Source organism: Flavobacterium defluvii (assembly GCF_900129555.1).
Taxonomy (GTDB): Bacteria; Bacteroidota; Bacteroidia; order Flavobacteriales; family Flavobacteriaceae; genus Flavobacterium; species Flavobacterium defluvii.
In genome coordinates this window covers 634,637-648,192 of record NZ_FQWC01000001.1, presented here as the reverse complement: position 1 = coordinate 648,192, position 13,556 = coordinate 634,637, and the positions used below count along the sequence as shown (strand labels likewise).

Here is a 13,556-nt window from a genome sequence, read left to right as displayed (position 1 = left end):
GCGCCGGATTTCAATCCGGGGGAGAATAATTAAAAATATAAAGTTTATGGTTAAGATTAAAAATGAAACTAGAAGAAATAAAACGTTTCATATTCTAATAACGATTATTGCGTGTACGCTGGTAATAAGCGGTGTTATTTTAGGAATTTGGTTTTATGTGTTCAACAGAAATCACGAAGAAACCAACGACGCGCAAGTCGAACAATATGTAACGCCAATTATGTCGCGTATTACGGGTTATGTGCAGGAAGTTCGTTTTAACGAAAATCAGTTTGTGCATAAAGGAGATACTTTGGTTGTAATTGACAATCGTGAATATAAATCAAAATTGAATGTGGCTCTTGCCGATGTTCAAAACGCACAGCAAAGCAGCGTTGTGGCGCAGAAAAATGCCATAAATACGGCAAGTGCAACAGCGATTAACGAAGCGCAGTTAGAAGCTGCCAAATCGAATCTTTGGAAAACTAAATTAGAATACGAAAGGTACAAAGCCTTGGTAAGCGAAGAAGCGGCTACTTCTCAGCAATTAGAGAAAGTAAGGGCTGATTACGAATCGGCTCAGGCGCATTTTCAGGAAATGAAAAATAGAATCCATTCATCAGCTTTAAGCACTTCTGTTGCCGAAGCAAATGTGCCAACAACGCAAACCAATATTGCATCCAAACAAGCTGTTGCAGATAATGCTGCTTTATTTCTTTCGTACACCATAATTACAGCGCCTTATGACGGCTGGGTTGGAAAACGAACTTTACAGCCAGGACAATTAGTAAAAGAAGGTCAGTCTTTATTATCAATTGTAAGTAAAGAAAAATGGATTACGGCCAATTTTAAAGAAACGCAATTGCAATATTTAACCGTTGGACAAGATGTTGAAATAAAAGCCGATGCTTTGAGCGATAAAACTTTTGTCGGTACAATTGCCTCTTTATCGCCAGCGAGCGGGGCAAGATTTTCATTGCTTCCTCCAGATAATGCAACGGGTAACTTCGTAAAAATCGAACAAAGAATTCCGGTTAGAATTCAGTTGAAAGACAGCGACAAACAAGCCGACTTTTTAAGAGCGGGAATGAATATTACTGTGATCGCAGCACACTAAAAATGGAAGATAAAAGTATTTTTAAATCATGGGTTCCAAAATGGGCAATCATTACGATTTTGTTTGTTTGTCTTTTGCATTCCATGATTTTATTGGGAGTTTATACGTCAAACGTAACATATGCGGCAAGTTTTCTGGACATTGAGCCCGAAGATTTGCAGTACGCGATGTGCGTAACGTATGGAACTCTGCTGGCTACAATTCTCATAGAAAGCCGATTTTCGAGTTTTTTTCCTGCCAAAAATTACCTCATGGGCGTTTATTCCTTAATTGGAGTTACGATTGTGGCGTCGGGTTATGTCGATAATTTTGCGGTTTTTTTATTGTTGAGAGTTGCCGAAGGAATCTTAATGGCGCTTCCTGCCATTACCATCAGGCAATTGCTTATTGAGCAGTTTGATTCTAAAAACGCCATTATAATTGGTTTTTCCTTTTATTATGGTTCTCTACTGTTGTCAACGCCTTTTATTATGAATATTGCGGTTTGGTTTCTGGATCATTACGATTGGAAATACATGCTGTATGTTTCTGGCGGACTACAGGTTTTAAATGTCTTTTTAATCTTGGTTACTTTTCGTGGGCACCGAATCACAAAGAAAATTCCGTTGTATCAAATCGACTGGATGAGCTATTTTTTGGTTTTAACAGCTATTCTTTGCGGTGCCTACTTTTTTGTGTATGCCGAGAAAAAATATTGGTTCGAATCTTCTCAAATGGTTTTAATGCTTATCATGGCGCTCATTACGGGAGGTTTGTTCATCTTCAAAGAGCTTTTGGTTAAAAGACCCACTTTTGATTTTGAAGTTTTTAAATACGCCAATCTGAGAATTGGGTTTTTATTGTTCTTCTTGTTTTATATCAGCAGAGCAACGTTGAGTCTTTGCCATTCGGCTATGTATTCGATTTGGAATTGGGATCCGTCGCGTGTTGCGGGCGTGCAGTACATTAACGGACTCGGAAATGTAATCGGATTGATTTTGGCAGCTTATTTCCTCATGAAATCGGTTTCTACCAAAATTATTTTCCTGATTGGTTTTTCGCTGATTGCCTTATATCATTTTTGGTTTACGTTTCTTTTTGTGCCCGATGTGGCTTTATCAGATATTATTGTTCCGTACTTTTTGCAGGGCATCGGAGTTGGATTGTTATTTGTTCCGTTGATTTTATTTACTACTTCTTCGGTTCCTGCAAATATGGCGGTTTCTTCGGGAATTGTCGGCGTTTCAGGACGTTTCTGGGGAAGTACGATTGGGTTTTGCGTCATGCAGAATGCAACTGTATTTTTAAACAAAAAGCACTTTTTTAAATTAAGCCAATTCGTAACGGGCGAAAATCCCGAAGCACAGCAAACCATCGCCAGCACCACACAGAGTTTCATTGCTAAAGGATATTCGGCAGATAATGCCAATGTTTTAGCCATGAAAAAGATTTTCGGAAGCATTACCAAACAATCGACATTATTGGCCGATATGGAGATTTATACCATTGTAGGTTATGGTTTATTGGTTTTGATAATTCTTATTGCATGCAATCAGCATTTGAGACAAACTGTGACTTTGATGAAAAGTAAGATTTGGATTGGTTGATGAATTAATCTCGCAAAGTCACGAAGGTGCAAAGTTTTTTATTTCAAGGCAACCAATTAGAAATGTTTTTTGAATTGACTCCAGCTTTAGCTGGAGTTTATTAAAGTGTTGGTAAGCGGGCTTTAGCCAAAAAAAAGCGAGTTTGGCTAAAGCCTTTGGAAATATCTTATTATACCTCCAGCTAAAGCTGGAGGCAATTCAACTTAAAATCAAAAAAATTGCGTCTTCGTGACTTTGCGAGATTAAAAAACTCTGCGAATCTCCGCGAAAAACCTCCGCGAATCTCTGTGAAATAACCCTTTATTACCCTATCTTGCAGTCGTTAAAAAAACAAAAATATAAAATGAAACAGCAATGTGTAATTTTTGATATGGATGGCGTGATTTCGCATACCAATCCGCATCATGTAGTCGCTTTTGAAAAGTTTTTTGATAAATATAATATTCCGTATACGCAGGAAGAATTTGAAGAACATATGTACGGAAAACACAATAGTTATATCATGACGCATTTCTTCAAACGTCCGATTGCGGGAGAAGAACTTCTAAAATTAGAAGACGAAAAAGAAGGAATGTTTAGAGAGATTTACAAAGACAAAGTCGAAACGATTCCGCATTATATGGATTTTTTAAACGAATTAAAATCTCGTGGATTCAAAACAGCTGTTGCAACATCGGCACCGCGTGCGAACTTGGATTTAATTGCCAATTTCCTGAAACTTGGCGAAAAAATGGATTCGATGATGTCATCAGAAGACGTAACGTTTCATAAACCAAATCCTGAAGTATATTTAAAATCGGCGGAACGTGTTGGAGTTTCTCCTTCTGATTGTGTGGTTTTTGAAGATTCTTTTTCGGGAATTACAGCAGGATTAAATGCCGGAATGAAAGTCGTAGGCGTTTTGAGTACGCATACAAAAGAACAGCTTCCGCCATGCGATTTTTATATTAATGATTATAGTGAAGTAAATGTGGATAAGATTCTAGAGCTTTTGGGTAAAAAATAAAATTTTAAACCATATAAGAAATATAAGTTCATTCAACTAAATGAGCATAAATTTAATTGCCTCCTGCTTCAGCTGGAGGTTTTTTATGCTTAAAAGTAAAAGGCTTTAGCCGAAATCTATATTCAAAATAGAGTTATGCAATATCGAATCCTATTGTAATTATTAATCCGGCAAATAAGAAAAAAATAGACATACTCAATAAGAACCAAACGAATTTTGGAATTGGTTTTGTATTTAAATCAATAAGAATTAAAACAGAATTAACTAAAGAAAGAAGCACCAAAAATAAACTCAGGAAGAATGTAATAGTACTCCCGTATGCATATATCAAAGTGCCTCTGAAATTCTCCAGATAATGTTTTACTATGCAACTCAAAAAGAATAAAACAGGAATTGCGATAGCGAACTTTTGTAGAATATCAAGATTCTTGATTGTTTTCAATGTTTTTAAAGGTTTATTTTGAAGTAAAATCAAACAATTCTTTTGGTTCAATGTCTAAAGCCTTGGCAATTTTTACAAGGGTTTTTACTGTAGTGTTAATTTTAGCAGTTTCTATCCTTGCTATTTGAGATTTAGTCATACCAGAATCATCAGCTAAACCTTGCTGTGATAAGTCTTTCTTTTCACGTAATTGTCTAATGTGAATGCCAAGATTAACAATATAAGTTTCTTCTGAAATATTCATATTTCAAAAGTGGAAAGATTTATTTCGCCACAGATAGCATACATGCCTACAAATTATTATATTTGTTTCAAATAAAAAATAAGACAATGGCTACAAATAATCTTTCGGAAGAAACAGAAAAAAGACTCTTAGATTTTTTTAATAACGTTATTGATGCTAAAGATTTTGCAAAAGCTATACGGCAATTAAATTATGCAATTGCTTTAATTGTTATGAGAGATGATGAAAGAGGATCTGCCTACGCTCAAAAAGAAAACTTAGAGCAAGGTTTTTATTGGCTGAATGAATTGGCAGAAATTTTAGATCCTTATTTCGAGATTGAATGAAAATAAAATGGGCTTTGCGTGTTGTTTGTGATTTCGAATATTGACAATCTTTGTGGTTACTTTGTCTTCAAGGGATTGAAATCCCTAGCTACAAAATAAATCATTCCTTCGGAATTTTATATAGCGTTCCGAAGGAACAAATTATATTGTAGGGATGGATTTCAATCCATCTTCGCAATAAAAAAATAATAATTGATATTTATTTATTGTAAAACCAATTAAAATAAAACATTTTTTGAGATTTCTTCCATTCAGTTTTTAAAGCCATTTGACTTTGATGTCTTAATTGATTTAATAGTAGTGCAGTTTCTTTATAGTGTTTGTCTATATCTAATTTTGGATTAACGTTGTCTATACACTCAGTTATTTTATTAAGGGTAGTCTTTATCTCTTTATATTTTTGTTCATCAAGGTTTAAGTTCATTCTTAAATTTGATTCATGAATAGATGCTTTGTAATGGTATTTAATGTATTCATCATAATTTTTGATTTTTGGATCTTCATTTTCGTCACGATATTTTATATGTAAACCATAATTGTGAATTAATTGTCTGACCGCTGTGGTATATTCTGAAACATCGTTTTTAAATTCCTCGATCCATTTAATTCTTGATGAAGAAATTACATTTGATTTGACCTGTTGTAAAGCAACGAAAGCAGCTAATAAAGCTAATAGAATTGTAATTCCTGAAGAAGAGGAAAGTACGGTGTTTAATTTGTCTAAAAAAGAAATGTTATCTATTTTTTCAATGTCTTGATAAATTATTTTTTTTCTAATTACTTGATAATTATTGCCTTCGTAATCTTGATAATTCATTTCATACTTATTTTTGATCAATTCGCGATATGCAGAAGAAGGTATGATGTCATTATACTTGAATTTAATTTTTGATTTTTTTTGTTGAGATGCATATGCTAGATTATATTTATTGGCGAATTTAATTTCGACGTTATAGAGATTGTAATTACTCCTATTTTCAATTATAATGTATTTACTAGAAAAAGTTACTTTTGGTGAAGTAAATGTAGAAGTCCCTTCTAGGCAAGAATAGAGTGTAGTAAATAAAAATATAAAAAAGATTTTTTTCATGTCAACGACTTTTTAATCTTGAAAAGTGAAGTTTGATCTCAAAAATAAAAATAGAAATCATTGGAATAATACTGTAGTAAATTGCTTATCAACAACTTTAATAACAAAAAGTAGAATGCAGTAAAACAAAAAAGCTTCTGAAAAATCTTCAGAAGCTTTTTTTAGTGCGGATAATAGGACTCGAACCTACACGCCTTGCGGCACCAGATCCTAAGTCTGGCACGTCTACCAATTTCGCCATATCCGCGGTAATTGTGGGTGCAAAGATAAGCATACTTTCGAATATTCAAAGAAAAATTTCAAAAAAAATATTAATTCTCTTTTTTGTACTTTTGGTTTTCTATAAAAATAATTTAAATGGAAAATATTAAGTCCTACGTTCAACAACATAAAGATCGGTTTATCAATGAATTGATCGAATTATTAAAGATTCCGTCGGTAAGTGCCGACACTGCATATTCTCAAGATGTTATTGACACAGCAGAGGCTGTAAAAGAAAGTTTATCAAAAGCAGGGTGCGATTATGTCGAAACTTGTGACACTCCGGGTTACCCAATTATCTACGGAGAAAAAATAATCGACCCAAATCTTCCAACGGTTTTAGTTTACGGACACTACGATGTTCAACCGCCGGATCCATTAGAATTATGGACTTCACCACCATTTGAACCCGTTATTAAAAATACAGACATTCACCCAGAAGGAGCGATTTTCGCGCGTGGCGCTTGTGACGACAAAGGTCAGATGTACATGCACGTAAAAGCGCTGGAATATATGGTACAAAACAATGTTTTGCCTTGTAACGTAAAATTCATGATTGAAGGAGAAGAAGAAGTTGGTTCGGCAAGTTTGGCATGGTTTGTAGAACGTAATCAGGAAAAACTGAAAAACGACGTTATTTTAATTTCAGATACCGGAATGATTTCGAACCAACAACCATCAATTACGACAGGTTTAAGAGGTTTGAGTTATGTTGAGGTAGAAATTACAGGACCAAACCGCGATTTACATTCGGGATTGTACGGTGGAGCAGTAGCGAACCCAATTAATATTTTGGCAAAAATGATCGCTTCTCTTCACGACGAAGACAATCATATTACAATTCCGGGATTCTACGATAAAGTTCAGGAATTATCTGCAGAAGAAAGAGCAGAAATGGCAAAAGCGCCTTTTAGCTTAGAAAAATATAAAAATGCTTTAAACATTGCCGATGTTTACGGTGAAAAAGGATATGTAACCAACGAACGCAACTCAATCCGTCCGACTTTAGACGTAAACGGAATCTGGGGCGGTTATACTGGCGAAGGAGCTAAAACGGTTATTGCGAGTAAAGCTTATGCTAAAATCTCAATGCGTTTGGTTCCAAATCAAGACTGGCATGAAATTACAGAACTTTTTACAAAACATTTTACAAGCATTGCCCCAGCCGGAGTTACGGTAAAAGTAACGCCTCATCACGGTGGTCAGGGTTATGTTACGCCAATTGACAGCATTGGATATCAGGCTGCCAACAAAGCATATACAGAAACGTTTGGAGTTCCTGCAATTCCGGTTCGTTCTGGCGGAAGTATTCCAATTGTGGCTTTGTTTGAGAAAGAATTAAAGAGCAAAACGATTTTGATGGGATTTGGTTTGGATAGCGATGCAATTCACTCACCAAATGAACATTTCGGAATTTTTAATTACTTGAAAGGTATTGAAACTATTCCGTTGTTTTACAAGTATTTTGTGGAGCTTTCTAAGTAGTTTTTTAACCGCAAAGGCACTAAGGTTTGCGCAAAGTTCGCTATGATTTTTGCTCGCAATCCCTATAGTTACCGGGAGCAAGGTCGCAAAGTTTTTAAATGCAGAACTTTGTCAAAGTTTTAAACTTTGACAAAGTTAATCTCAATATAAATCCGTTCAGAAATGAGCGGATTTTTTTTGTCAAGAGAATATCAGAACAATTTTAATTAAAAAATTATATTTGTTCATCAAAAACAAGAATATGAAAGGAATACTTAATCAGGGTTTTGTATTGATGATACTGCTTTTTGTGAATACTAAAAGCATGGCTCAGGATCTTAAAGTAAAACAAGAAGATGGATCTACAGATGATATTTTTGTGTCTGTAGAAATTGCTGCAGATTTTCCGGGAAGTATTTATAAGTTTCGTGATTTTGTAAAAGACAATTTTAAAATTCCTAATAAAGCCGTTAGAAAAAAAGTTAAAGGAGAAATTCCTGTACAGTTTATAGTAGAAAAAGACGGCTCTTTATCGGATATCAAACTTTTAAATAATCTTGGTTTCGGACTAGATGAAGAAGCTTTGCGTGTTATTCAGCTTTCACCAAAATGGAATTCAGCTTCTCGCAATGGAAAAAGAGTAAAAGGCCTTGTGATTTTTCGAATATATATCGACACAAACGAAGAGAAAGAAAAACGTATTTATTTTGAAAAAAAGTAATTTTTTTAAGAAGCAAAGGTGCAGAGGTTCAAAGAGGCAAAGTTTTTTTATTAAAAGTTTAAGAGGAAAAGTCTTTGTCCCTTTGAACCTCTTTCACTCTGAACCTAAACACAAAAAAATCCGCTTCCAGATTTTCTGAAAGCGGAAAAATAAACTAAAAAAAATTCTAAAAATAAAAATGAAATCCAGATTAAAATAAATCCGGATTGTATCCAAAATAGGGTACAGTCTGTTCATTAAAAATAACACCGTACTCTTCTAATTCTTTTAATATTGGTTCGTAAACTTCTTTTTTAATAGGAAGCTGCACGCCTGGAGTAGTAATTTTTCCGTTTAAAATGAGCAACGTCGCAATTGCAACCGGAAGTCCGACTGTTTTTGCCATTGCCGTATAAGTCTGATCGTCGCCAATACAGACCATTTTTGAATCGATTTGTTTTTTCTCGCCATTTAGTTCGTAACCAAATTTGTGATACATCACGATCATATCTTTATCATCTGGTTCTAAAGCCCAGCTGTCGGTTAAGATTTTTTCTAAAATTTGAGCAGGAGTTGCATTTGGCAGATTTATTTTTTTGTTTGGGTTAAATAAATCCAGTTCTAAAAGTTTATCCCACATAATATCATCCTGATCGATTTTAAGAATAAAACGCGTTTTTATTTCTACAGAATCGGTTGGGTGATAAGGCAGAAATGAATTCATAAATTGGCGATAACTCATGTTTTCAGAATCTTCGATAACATAACTATCATCTGTCATTCCGAGTTGCACGAACATATTCCAGGCTTTCGAAAAACCAACTCTTCGAATTGTTCCTCTATATAATGTCAGGACATCGTCAAGTCCGTAAATTGATCTGTATTTAAGCGAATCTCGGTTGGAATAGGCTTCAAACTTTCCGTAACCCTCAACTTCTAAGAATTCTGTGCGGCGAAATAATGCGCTGTACGGAATATATTTGTAAGTTCCTTCCTGAATAAACTTCGCTGCGCCGCCTTGTCCGGCCAAAACCACATTTCGCGGTGCCCAGGTAAATTTATAATTCCATAAATTATTGTCAGATTCAGGAGCGACTAAACCGCCGCAGAAAGATTCAAACAAAAGCATATTGCCGCCTTTTGATCTGATTTCGTCAATAACTTTCATGGCGCTCATGTGGTCGATACCGGGATCGAGACCAATTTCGTTCATGAAAATCAGATTGTTTTTTTTAACTTCTTCATCAAGACTCTGCATCGCATCACTTATATAAGATGCCGTAACAAGATGTTTTTTAAACTGAATACAATCTTTTGCTACTTCAATATGTAAATGTGCCGGAAGCATCGAAATAACGATTGAAGCTTTTTCAATAGCTGCACGTCTTTCTTCGGTATTAAAAATATCTAAAGCAATAGGTGTTGCGTTGGGATGTTTCTGCGTTTTTTTTTCGGCCAGTGCCAAAGATAAATCGGCAACCACAAGGTGCAGGTTTTCGGTTTCTGATTTGGCAAGTAAATAACGAATCAACGAAGATGCCGATCTGCCTGCTCCAATTATTAAAACGCTTCTCATAATTCTAATATTTAACACAAACATATTAAAATGTTATAAATATAACAAATTTAATTTCAAAAATGATATTTATTTAATTCGTAAATGGGCTAAAAAAATCAATTTTGAGATTGAAATATTTCAAAAACTAAAATGAATATTGATAGTTATGAAGTATTTTTGTTTTAAATTAAAAGTTTAGAAAATATGAAAAGAAGAATTGTTTTAACGGGTGCCTTTATAGGTATGTTGGCTATTATTTTTGGTGCTTTTGGAGCGCATTTGCTAAAGAAATATTTATCTGTTGAAGAGTTAAATACTTTTGAAGTTGGTGTTCGTTATCAAATGTACCATGCTCTCTTTTTACTTTTTCTTTCTACCAGAAAAGACATCGCCGAAAAAACTGTAAAAACGATCTATAATTTAGTTGTTGCCGGTGTTGTTCTATTTAGCGGATCGATCTATATTTTAGCTACAAAAAGTCTTACAGTTTTTGATTCTAAAATTATCGTATTCGCAACACCTTTGGGTGGTTTCTTATTAATTATTGGCTGGTTGGTATTATTTCTTACTATTTTGAGGAAAAAATCATAAAATCCAGAAAAAAAAATTCTTTGTAAAAATTAATCTTTAATTTTGTCTCATAATTAACATATAAGGTTACTTATGTGAATTTTTATTGCTTTTATCTTCTTTGATAAAAAAATATAACAATTTGCAAACTTGGGCTTTACGTTCAGTATTAAGTAAAATTATATTTTGTTGCACCAAAAAATAATATACAACACAACATTAAATTTATGGACAATAACACACTTTTCGCGCAATCGATTTCGTTAAAAGAATTAGGAATAGAAAATGCAACGGTTCGTTACCAGTTATCAGCAGATGAGCTGCATGCCATAACTGTGCAGTCAGGACAAGGTGTTGAGGCCTCTACAGGTGCTTTGGCGATTAATACAGGTGAGTTTACAGGGCGTTCTCCACAAGATCGTTTTATTGTAAAAGACAGTATCACAGAAGATAAAGTATGGTGGGGAAATGTAAATATCCCGTTTACACCAGAAGCTTTTGAGAAATTATATAATAAGGTAACCAAGTTTTTATCAGACAAAGAAGTTTTTGTTCGTGATTCTTATGTTTGTTCAGATCCAAATTACAGACTAAACGTTCGCGTTGTTACAGAAACAGCATGGTCTAACTTGTTTTGCTACAATATGTTCTTAAGACCGGAAGAGTCTGAACTAGCAAACTTTAAACCAGAGTGGACAGTAGTTTGCGCTCCAAGTTTTATGGCAGATCCTGCTGTAGACGGAACACGTCAGTCAAACTTTGCTATTCTTGATTTTACAAAAAAAATAGCTTTAATTGGCGGAACTGGTTATACAGGAGAAATGAAAAAAGGAATTTTCTCTGCTTTAAACTTCATTTTGCCTGTTTTCGAAAATACATTACCAATGCATTGTAGTGCCAATGTTGGTAAAAATGGCGATACAGCTATTTTCTTCGGGTTATCCGGAACAGGAAAAACAACTCTTTCTGCTGATCCTGAACGTAAATTAATCGGTGACGATGAACACGGATGGACTTCTGAAAATACAGTTTTTAATTTCGAAGGCGGATGCTATGCGAAAGTAATCAACTTAACTGAAGAAAATGAACCGGATATTTTTAGAGCTATTAAAAAAGGTGCGCTTTTAGAAAATGTGGTTTTCAAACCGGGAACTAAAGAAGTTGATTATGATGATGTATCAATTACTCAAAACACACGTGTAAGTTACCCAATAACACATATTGATAATATTCAGCCGGGTTCTATTGGACATAACCCAAAAAATATATTTTTCCTTACAGCAGATTCTTTCGGAATCCTGCCTCCAATTTCAAGATTAACTCCTGGACAGGCTGCTTACCATTTTATTTCAGGATATACAGCAAAAGTTGCCGGAACAGAAGCCGGAGTTACAGAACCACAGCCTAATTTTTCTGCTTGTTTTGGAGCGCCTTTCATGCCTTTGCATCCAACAAAATATGCTGAAATGTTAAGCAAAAAAATGAAAGATGCGGATGTAAAAGTTTGGTTAATCAATACTGGATGGACAGGCGGTGCATACGGAACAGGAAGCCGTATGAAACTTAAATATACTCGTGCTATGATTACTGCTGCATTAAACGGAGAACTGGATAATGTAGAGTACGTAAACCACAAAGTATTCGGAATTGCAAAACCACAATCTTGCCCGAATGTTCCAAGCGAAATTTTAAATCCTAGAAATACTTGGGAAGACAAAGATTTATATGATAAAAAAGCGCTGGAATTAGCTCAGAAATTCAAAGCTAATTTTGCCAAATTTGAAGAGTTTGCCAATGCTGAAATTTTAGCAGGAGCACCAATTACAGAATAAAAGGAATTATTTAATTCAAAATAAAAAAGCTGTTCATTATGAACAGCTTTTTTTAGTTTCCAATCGCAGTAAAAAAAAATAAACACTAACACGGGTACTGCGACTGAAAACCGTGACTGAACAGCTTTTTTTAGTTTCAAGTTTGTGGTTGAGTGAAACAGTTATGAGACTGAGCGAAGTCGAAGCCCTCGCAAAGCACTTCGGCTTCGCTCAGTGTGACACTAGATTTAAGTCTCGCTAAAACTTGAAACTTGAAACCTGAAACAAAAAGAACTATTTCTTAGTTTCATCAATTCGTTTTTGAATCAAATCCCAAGTGTAATAATGAAAAGTCATTCCGTTGCTCATCGCTACGAAAAGTCCGTTTTTGTATTTTGGACCTAAATTTACGCTTGTAACATCGGCACCATCGCACTCAATTGTAGAAGTTGGAACTTCAGCCAATAATGGATGATTGTTTGGATTTCCGTTTGCACCTTCTCTCGGGTAAACCATAAAAGAATTAGCCTGCTGGTTTGATACTAAAATATATCCGGTAGAATCTGTTTTTTTGTAAATAGCAATTCCTTCATGATCTGCTTTAAAATCTTTCTGACCGAAGAAAGCCAGTTCTTTGTTATCGTTTAAAGCCGGATCAGCTTTGTATTTTCTAATACCAGCTTGTTCGTCGCAATAGTAAACAAAACCTAATTCGTTATCTACTGCAATGGCTTCGATTTCTTTTTTGCCGCTATACGTTCCGAATTTACGAACCACTTTTGCAACAGCAAATTTTCCGTTTCCGGAAAGTTCATATTGCCATAAATAACTTCCCGAAGGTCCTGTTTTTCTTCCTACAATAGCAAAAATCTTTCCGTCGCTTGGGCGAGTGTATAATGCAACTCCCATAGGGTCACGTTCTGTTTCTCCTTCAAAAACAGGAATTCCGCCATTATCAATCGGCTGTAAATCAGGTAAACTGAAAATTCTAATTTTATTGCTCTCGCGTTCTGTAGTAACCGCAATATCTACTTTTTTTCCGTTGATCATTAGTCCGTAAGCAATATCAACATTGTTAGGACGTTTTAGCGGAATTGACTTTTTCAGGATTTTTCCATTCAAATCAAAAGCATACAAACCCCCATCAGTATCTTTATCTGTTCCCACAATAATACTTTTTGAAGCATCTGTTGGATTTATCCAGATTGATGGATCGTCTGTATCGTGAGGCAGCGCTTCGGTAACGGTTGTTGGTTTTACGGCATTTGGAGAAACGGGCGCTAATTTATCGTCTTTACAAGCTGTAAATGAAAGGGATAAAAGCAAAAAAGCAAGTATCGATTTATTTTTCATTGTGATATTTTATTGAAATGAATTAGACAGAACCGCTAAGTTCTGTCTA

The 13,556-nt window shown here is 34.8% G+C and carries 13 protein-coding genes and 1 tRNA gene; 8 read left to right on the top strand and 6 right to left on the bottom strand.

Annotation, left to right across the window (positions count from 1 at the left end; translation table 11 throughout):
• The first annotated feature begins 46 nt into the window (after window positions 1-46).
• The 3 genes from BUC29_RS02825 to BUC29_RS02815 all read left to right on the top strand — a co-directional run bounded on the left by BUC29_RS02825 (window position 47) and on the right by BUC29_RS02815 (window position 3,688).
• Window positions 47-1,096: an HlyD family secretion protein gene (locus BUC29_RS02825; protein WP_073413151.1), complete on the top strand. Its 1,050-nt coding sequence runs from the start codon at window positions 47-49 to the stop codon at window positions 1,094-1,096.
• 2 nt (window positions 1,097-1,098) lie between these two features.
• On the top strand, window positions 1,099-2,682 hold the full coding sequence (locus BUC29_RS02820) for an MFS transporter (protein ID WP_073413149.1): 1,584 nt from the start codon (window positions 1,099-1,101) through the stop codon (window positions 2,680-2,682).
• Between the two features lie 343 nt (window positions 2,683-3,025).
• On the top strand, window positions 3,026-3,688 hold the full coding sequence (locus tag BUC29_RS02815) for an HAD family hydrolase (protein ID WP_073413147.1): 663 nt from the start codon (window positions 3,026-3,028) through the stop codon (window positions 3,686-3,688).
• A gap of 133 nt (window positions 3,689-3,821) precedes the next feature.
• Here BUC29_RS02815 and BUC29_RS02810 read toward each other — a convergent pair whose 3' ends face one another.
• Both BUC29_RS02810 and BUC29_RS02805 read right to left on the bottom strand, forming a co-directional pair.
• Window positions 3,822-4,130 (bottom strand): hypothetical protein, encoded by a 309-nt coding sequence (locus tag BUC29_RS02810; RefSeq protein ID WP_139260385.1) that lies wholly within the window; start codon window positions 4,128-4,130, stop codon window positions 3,822-3,824.
• Window positions 4,131-4,143: 13 nt separating this feature from the next.
• Window positions 4,144-4,374 carry a helix-turn-helix domain-containing protein gene (locus tag BUC29_RS02805; protein WP_073413143.1) on the bottom strand — a complete coding sequence of 77 codons (231 nt, stop codon included), beginning with the start codon at window positions 4,372-4,374 and terminating at the stop codon, window positions 4,144-4,146.
• A gap of 86 nt (window positions 4,375-4,460) precedes the next feature.
• Between BUC29_RS02805 and BUC29_RS02800 the strand changes: the two genes are divergently transcribed.
• On the top strand, window positions 4,461-4,700 hold the full coding sequence (locus BUC29_RS02800) for a hypothetical protein (RefSeq protein ID WP_073413141.1): 240 nt from the start codon (window positions 4,461-4,463) through the stop codon (window positions 4,698-4,700).
• 199 nt (window positions 4,701-4,899) lie between these two features.
• Here the strand turns inward: BUC29_RS02800 and BUC29_RS02795 are convergent, their stop codons facing one another.
• Window positions 4,900-5,790: a hypothetical protein gene (locus BUC29_RS02795; protein WP_073413139.1), complete on the bottom strand. Its 891-nt coding sequence runs from the start codon at window positions 5,788-5,790 to the stop codon at window positions 4,900-4,902.
• Between the two features lie 165 nt (window positions 5,791-5,955).
• Window positions 5,956-6,037 (bottom strand) — tRNA-Leu (locus BUC29_RS02790).
• A 110-nt stretch (window positions 6,038-6,147) separates the two neighbouring features.
• On the opposite strand from BUC29_RS02790, the gene BUC29_RS02785 reads away from it, so the two are divergent.
• Entirely contained in the window at window positions 6,148-7,536 is a 1,389-nt protein-coding gene (locus tag BUC29_RS02785; protein WP_073413137.1) for a dipeptidase, read from the top strand.
• Window positions 7,537-7,777: 241 nt separating this feature from the next.
• Window positions 7,778-8,236 (top strand): energy transducer TonB, encoded by a 459-nt coding sequence (locus tag BUC29_RS02780; RefSeq protein ID WP_073413135.1) that lies wholly within the window; start codon window positions 7,778-7,780, stop codon window positions 8,234-8,236.
• Window positions 8,237-8,426: 190 nt separating this feature from the next.
• Here BUC29_RS02780 and BUC29_RS02775 read toward each other — a convergent pair whose 3' ends face one another.
• Window positions 8,427-9,791 (bottom strand): saccharopine dehydrogenase family protein, encoded by a 1,365-nt coding sequence (locus BUC29_RS02775; RefSeq protein ID WP_073413596.1) that lies wholly within the window; start codon window positions 9,789-9,791, stop codon window positions 8,427-8,429.
• A gap of 186 nt (window positions 9,792-9,977) precedes the next feature.
• On the opposite strand from BUC29_RS02775, the gene BUC29_RS02770 reads away from it, so the two are divergent.
• Both BUC29_RS02770 and pckA read left to right on the top strand, forming a co-directional pair.
• On the top strand, window positions 9,978-10,364 hold the full coding sequence (locus tag BUC29_RS02770) for a DUF423 domain-containing protein (protein WP_073413133.1): 387 nt from the start codon (window positions 9,978-9,980) through the stop codon (window positions 10,362-10,364).
• Window positions 10,365-10,570: 206 nt separating this feature from the next.
• Window positions 10,571-12,175: a phosphoenolpyruvate carboxykinase (ATP) gene (pckA, locus tag BUC29_RS02765; protein ID WP_073413131.1), complete on the top strand. Its 1,605-nt coding sequence runs from the start codon at window positions 10,571-10,573 to the stop codon at window positions 12,173-12,175.
• Window positions 12,176-12,448: 273 nt separating this feature from the next.
• Here the strand turns inward: pckA and BUC29_RS02760 are convergent, their stop codons facing one another.
• On the bottom strand, window positions 12,449-13,507 hold the full coding sequence (locus BUC29_RS02760) for a phytase (protein WP_073413129.1): 1,059 nt from the start codon (window positions 13,505-13,507) through the stop codon (window positions 12,449-12,451).
• Between the last annotated feature and the right edge of the window lie 49 nt (window positions 13,508-13,556).

Excerpts from the sequence above, each read along its gene's own strand:
- BUC29_RS02825 (WP_073413151.1), top strand. The coding sequence starts at position 47 with ATGGTTAAGATTAAAAATGAAACTAGAAGAAATAAAACGTTTCATATT.
- BUC29_RS02820 (WP_073413149.1), top strand. The coding sequence starts at position 1,099 with ATGGAAGATAAAAGTATTTTTAAATCATGGGTTCCAAAATGGGCAATC.
- BUC29_RS02815 (WP_073413147.1), top strand. The coding sequence starts at position 3,026 with ATGAAACAGCAATGTGTAATTTTTGATATGGATGGCGTGATTTCGCAT.
- BUC29_RS02805 (WP_073413143.1), bottom strand. The coding sequence starts at position 4,374 with ATGAATATTTCAGAAGAAACTTATATTGTTAATCTTGGCATTCACATT.
- BUC29_RS02800 (WP_073413141.1), top strand. The coding sequence starts at position 4,461 with ATGGCTACAAATAATCTTTCGGAAGAAACAGAAAAAAGACTCTTAGAT.
- BUC29_RS02795 (WP_073413139.1), bottom strand. The coding sequence starts at position 5,790 with ATGAAAAAAATCTTTTTTATATTTTTATTTACTACACTCTATTCTTGC.
- BUC29_RS02785 (WP_073413137.1), top strand. The coding sequence starts at position 6,148 with ATGGAAAATATTAAGTCCTACGTTCAACAACATAAAGATCGGTTTATC.
- BUC29_RS02780 (WP_073413135.1), top strand. The coding sequence starts at position 7,778 with ATGAAAGGAATACTTAATCAGGGTTTTGTATTGATGATACTGCTTTTT.
- BUC29_RS02775 (WP_073413596.1), bottom strand. The coding sequence starts at position 9,791 with ATGAGAAGCGTTTTAATAATTGGAGCAGGCAGATCGGCATCTTCGTTG.
- BUC29_RS02770 (WP_073413133.1), top strand. The coding sequence starts at position 9,978 with ATGAAAAGAAGAATTGTTTTAACGGGTGCCTTTATAGGTATGTTGGCT.
- pckA (WP_073413131.1), top strand. The coding sequence starts at position 10,571 with ATGGACAATAACACACTTTTCGCGCAATCGATTTCGTTAAAAGAATTA.
- BUC29_RS02760 (WP_073413129.1), bottom strand. The coding sequence starts at position 13,507 with ATGAAAAATAAATCGATACTTGCTTTTTTGCTTTTATCCCTTTCATTT.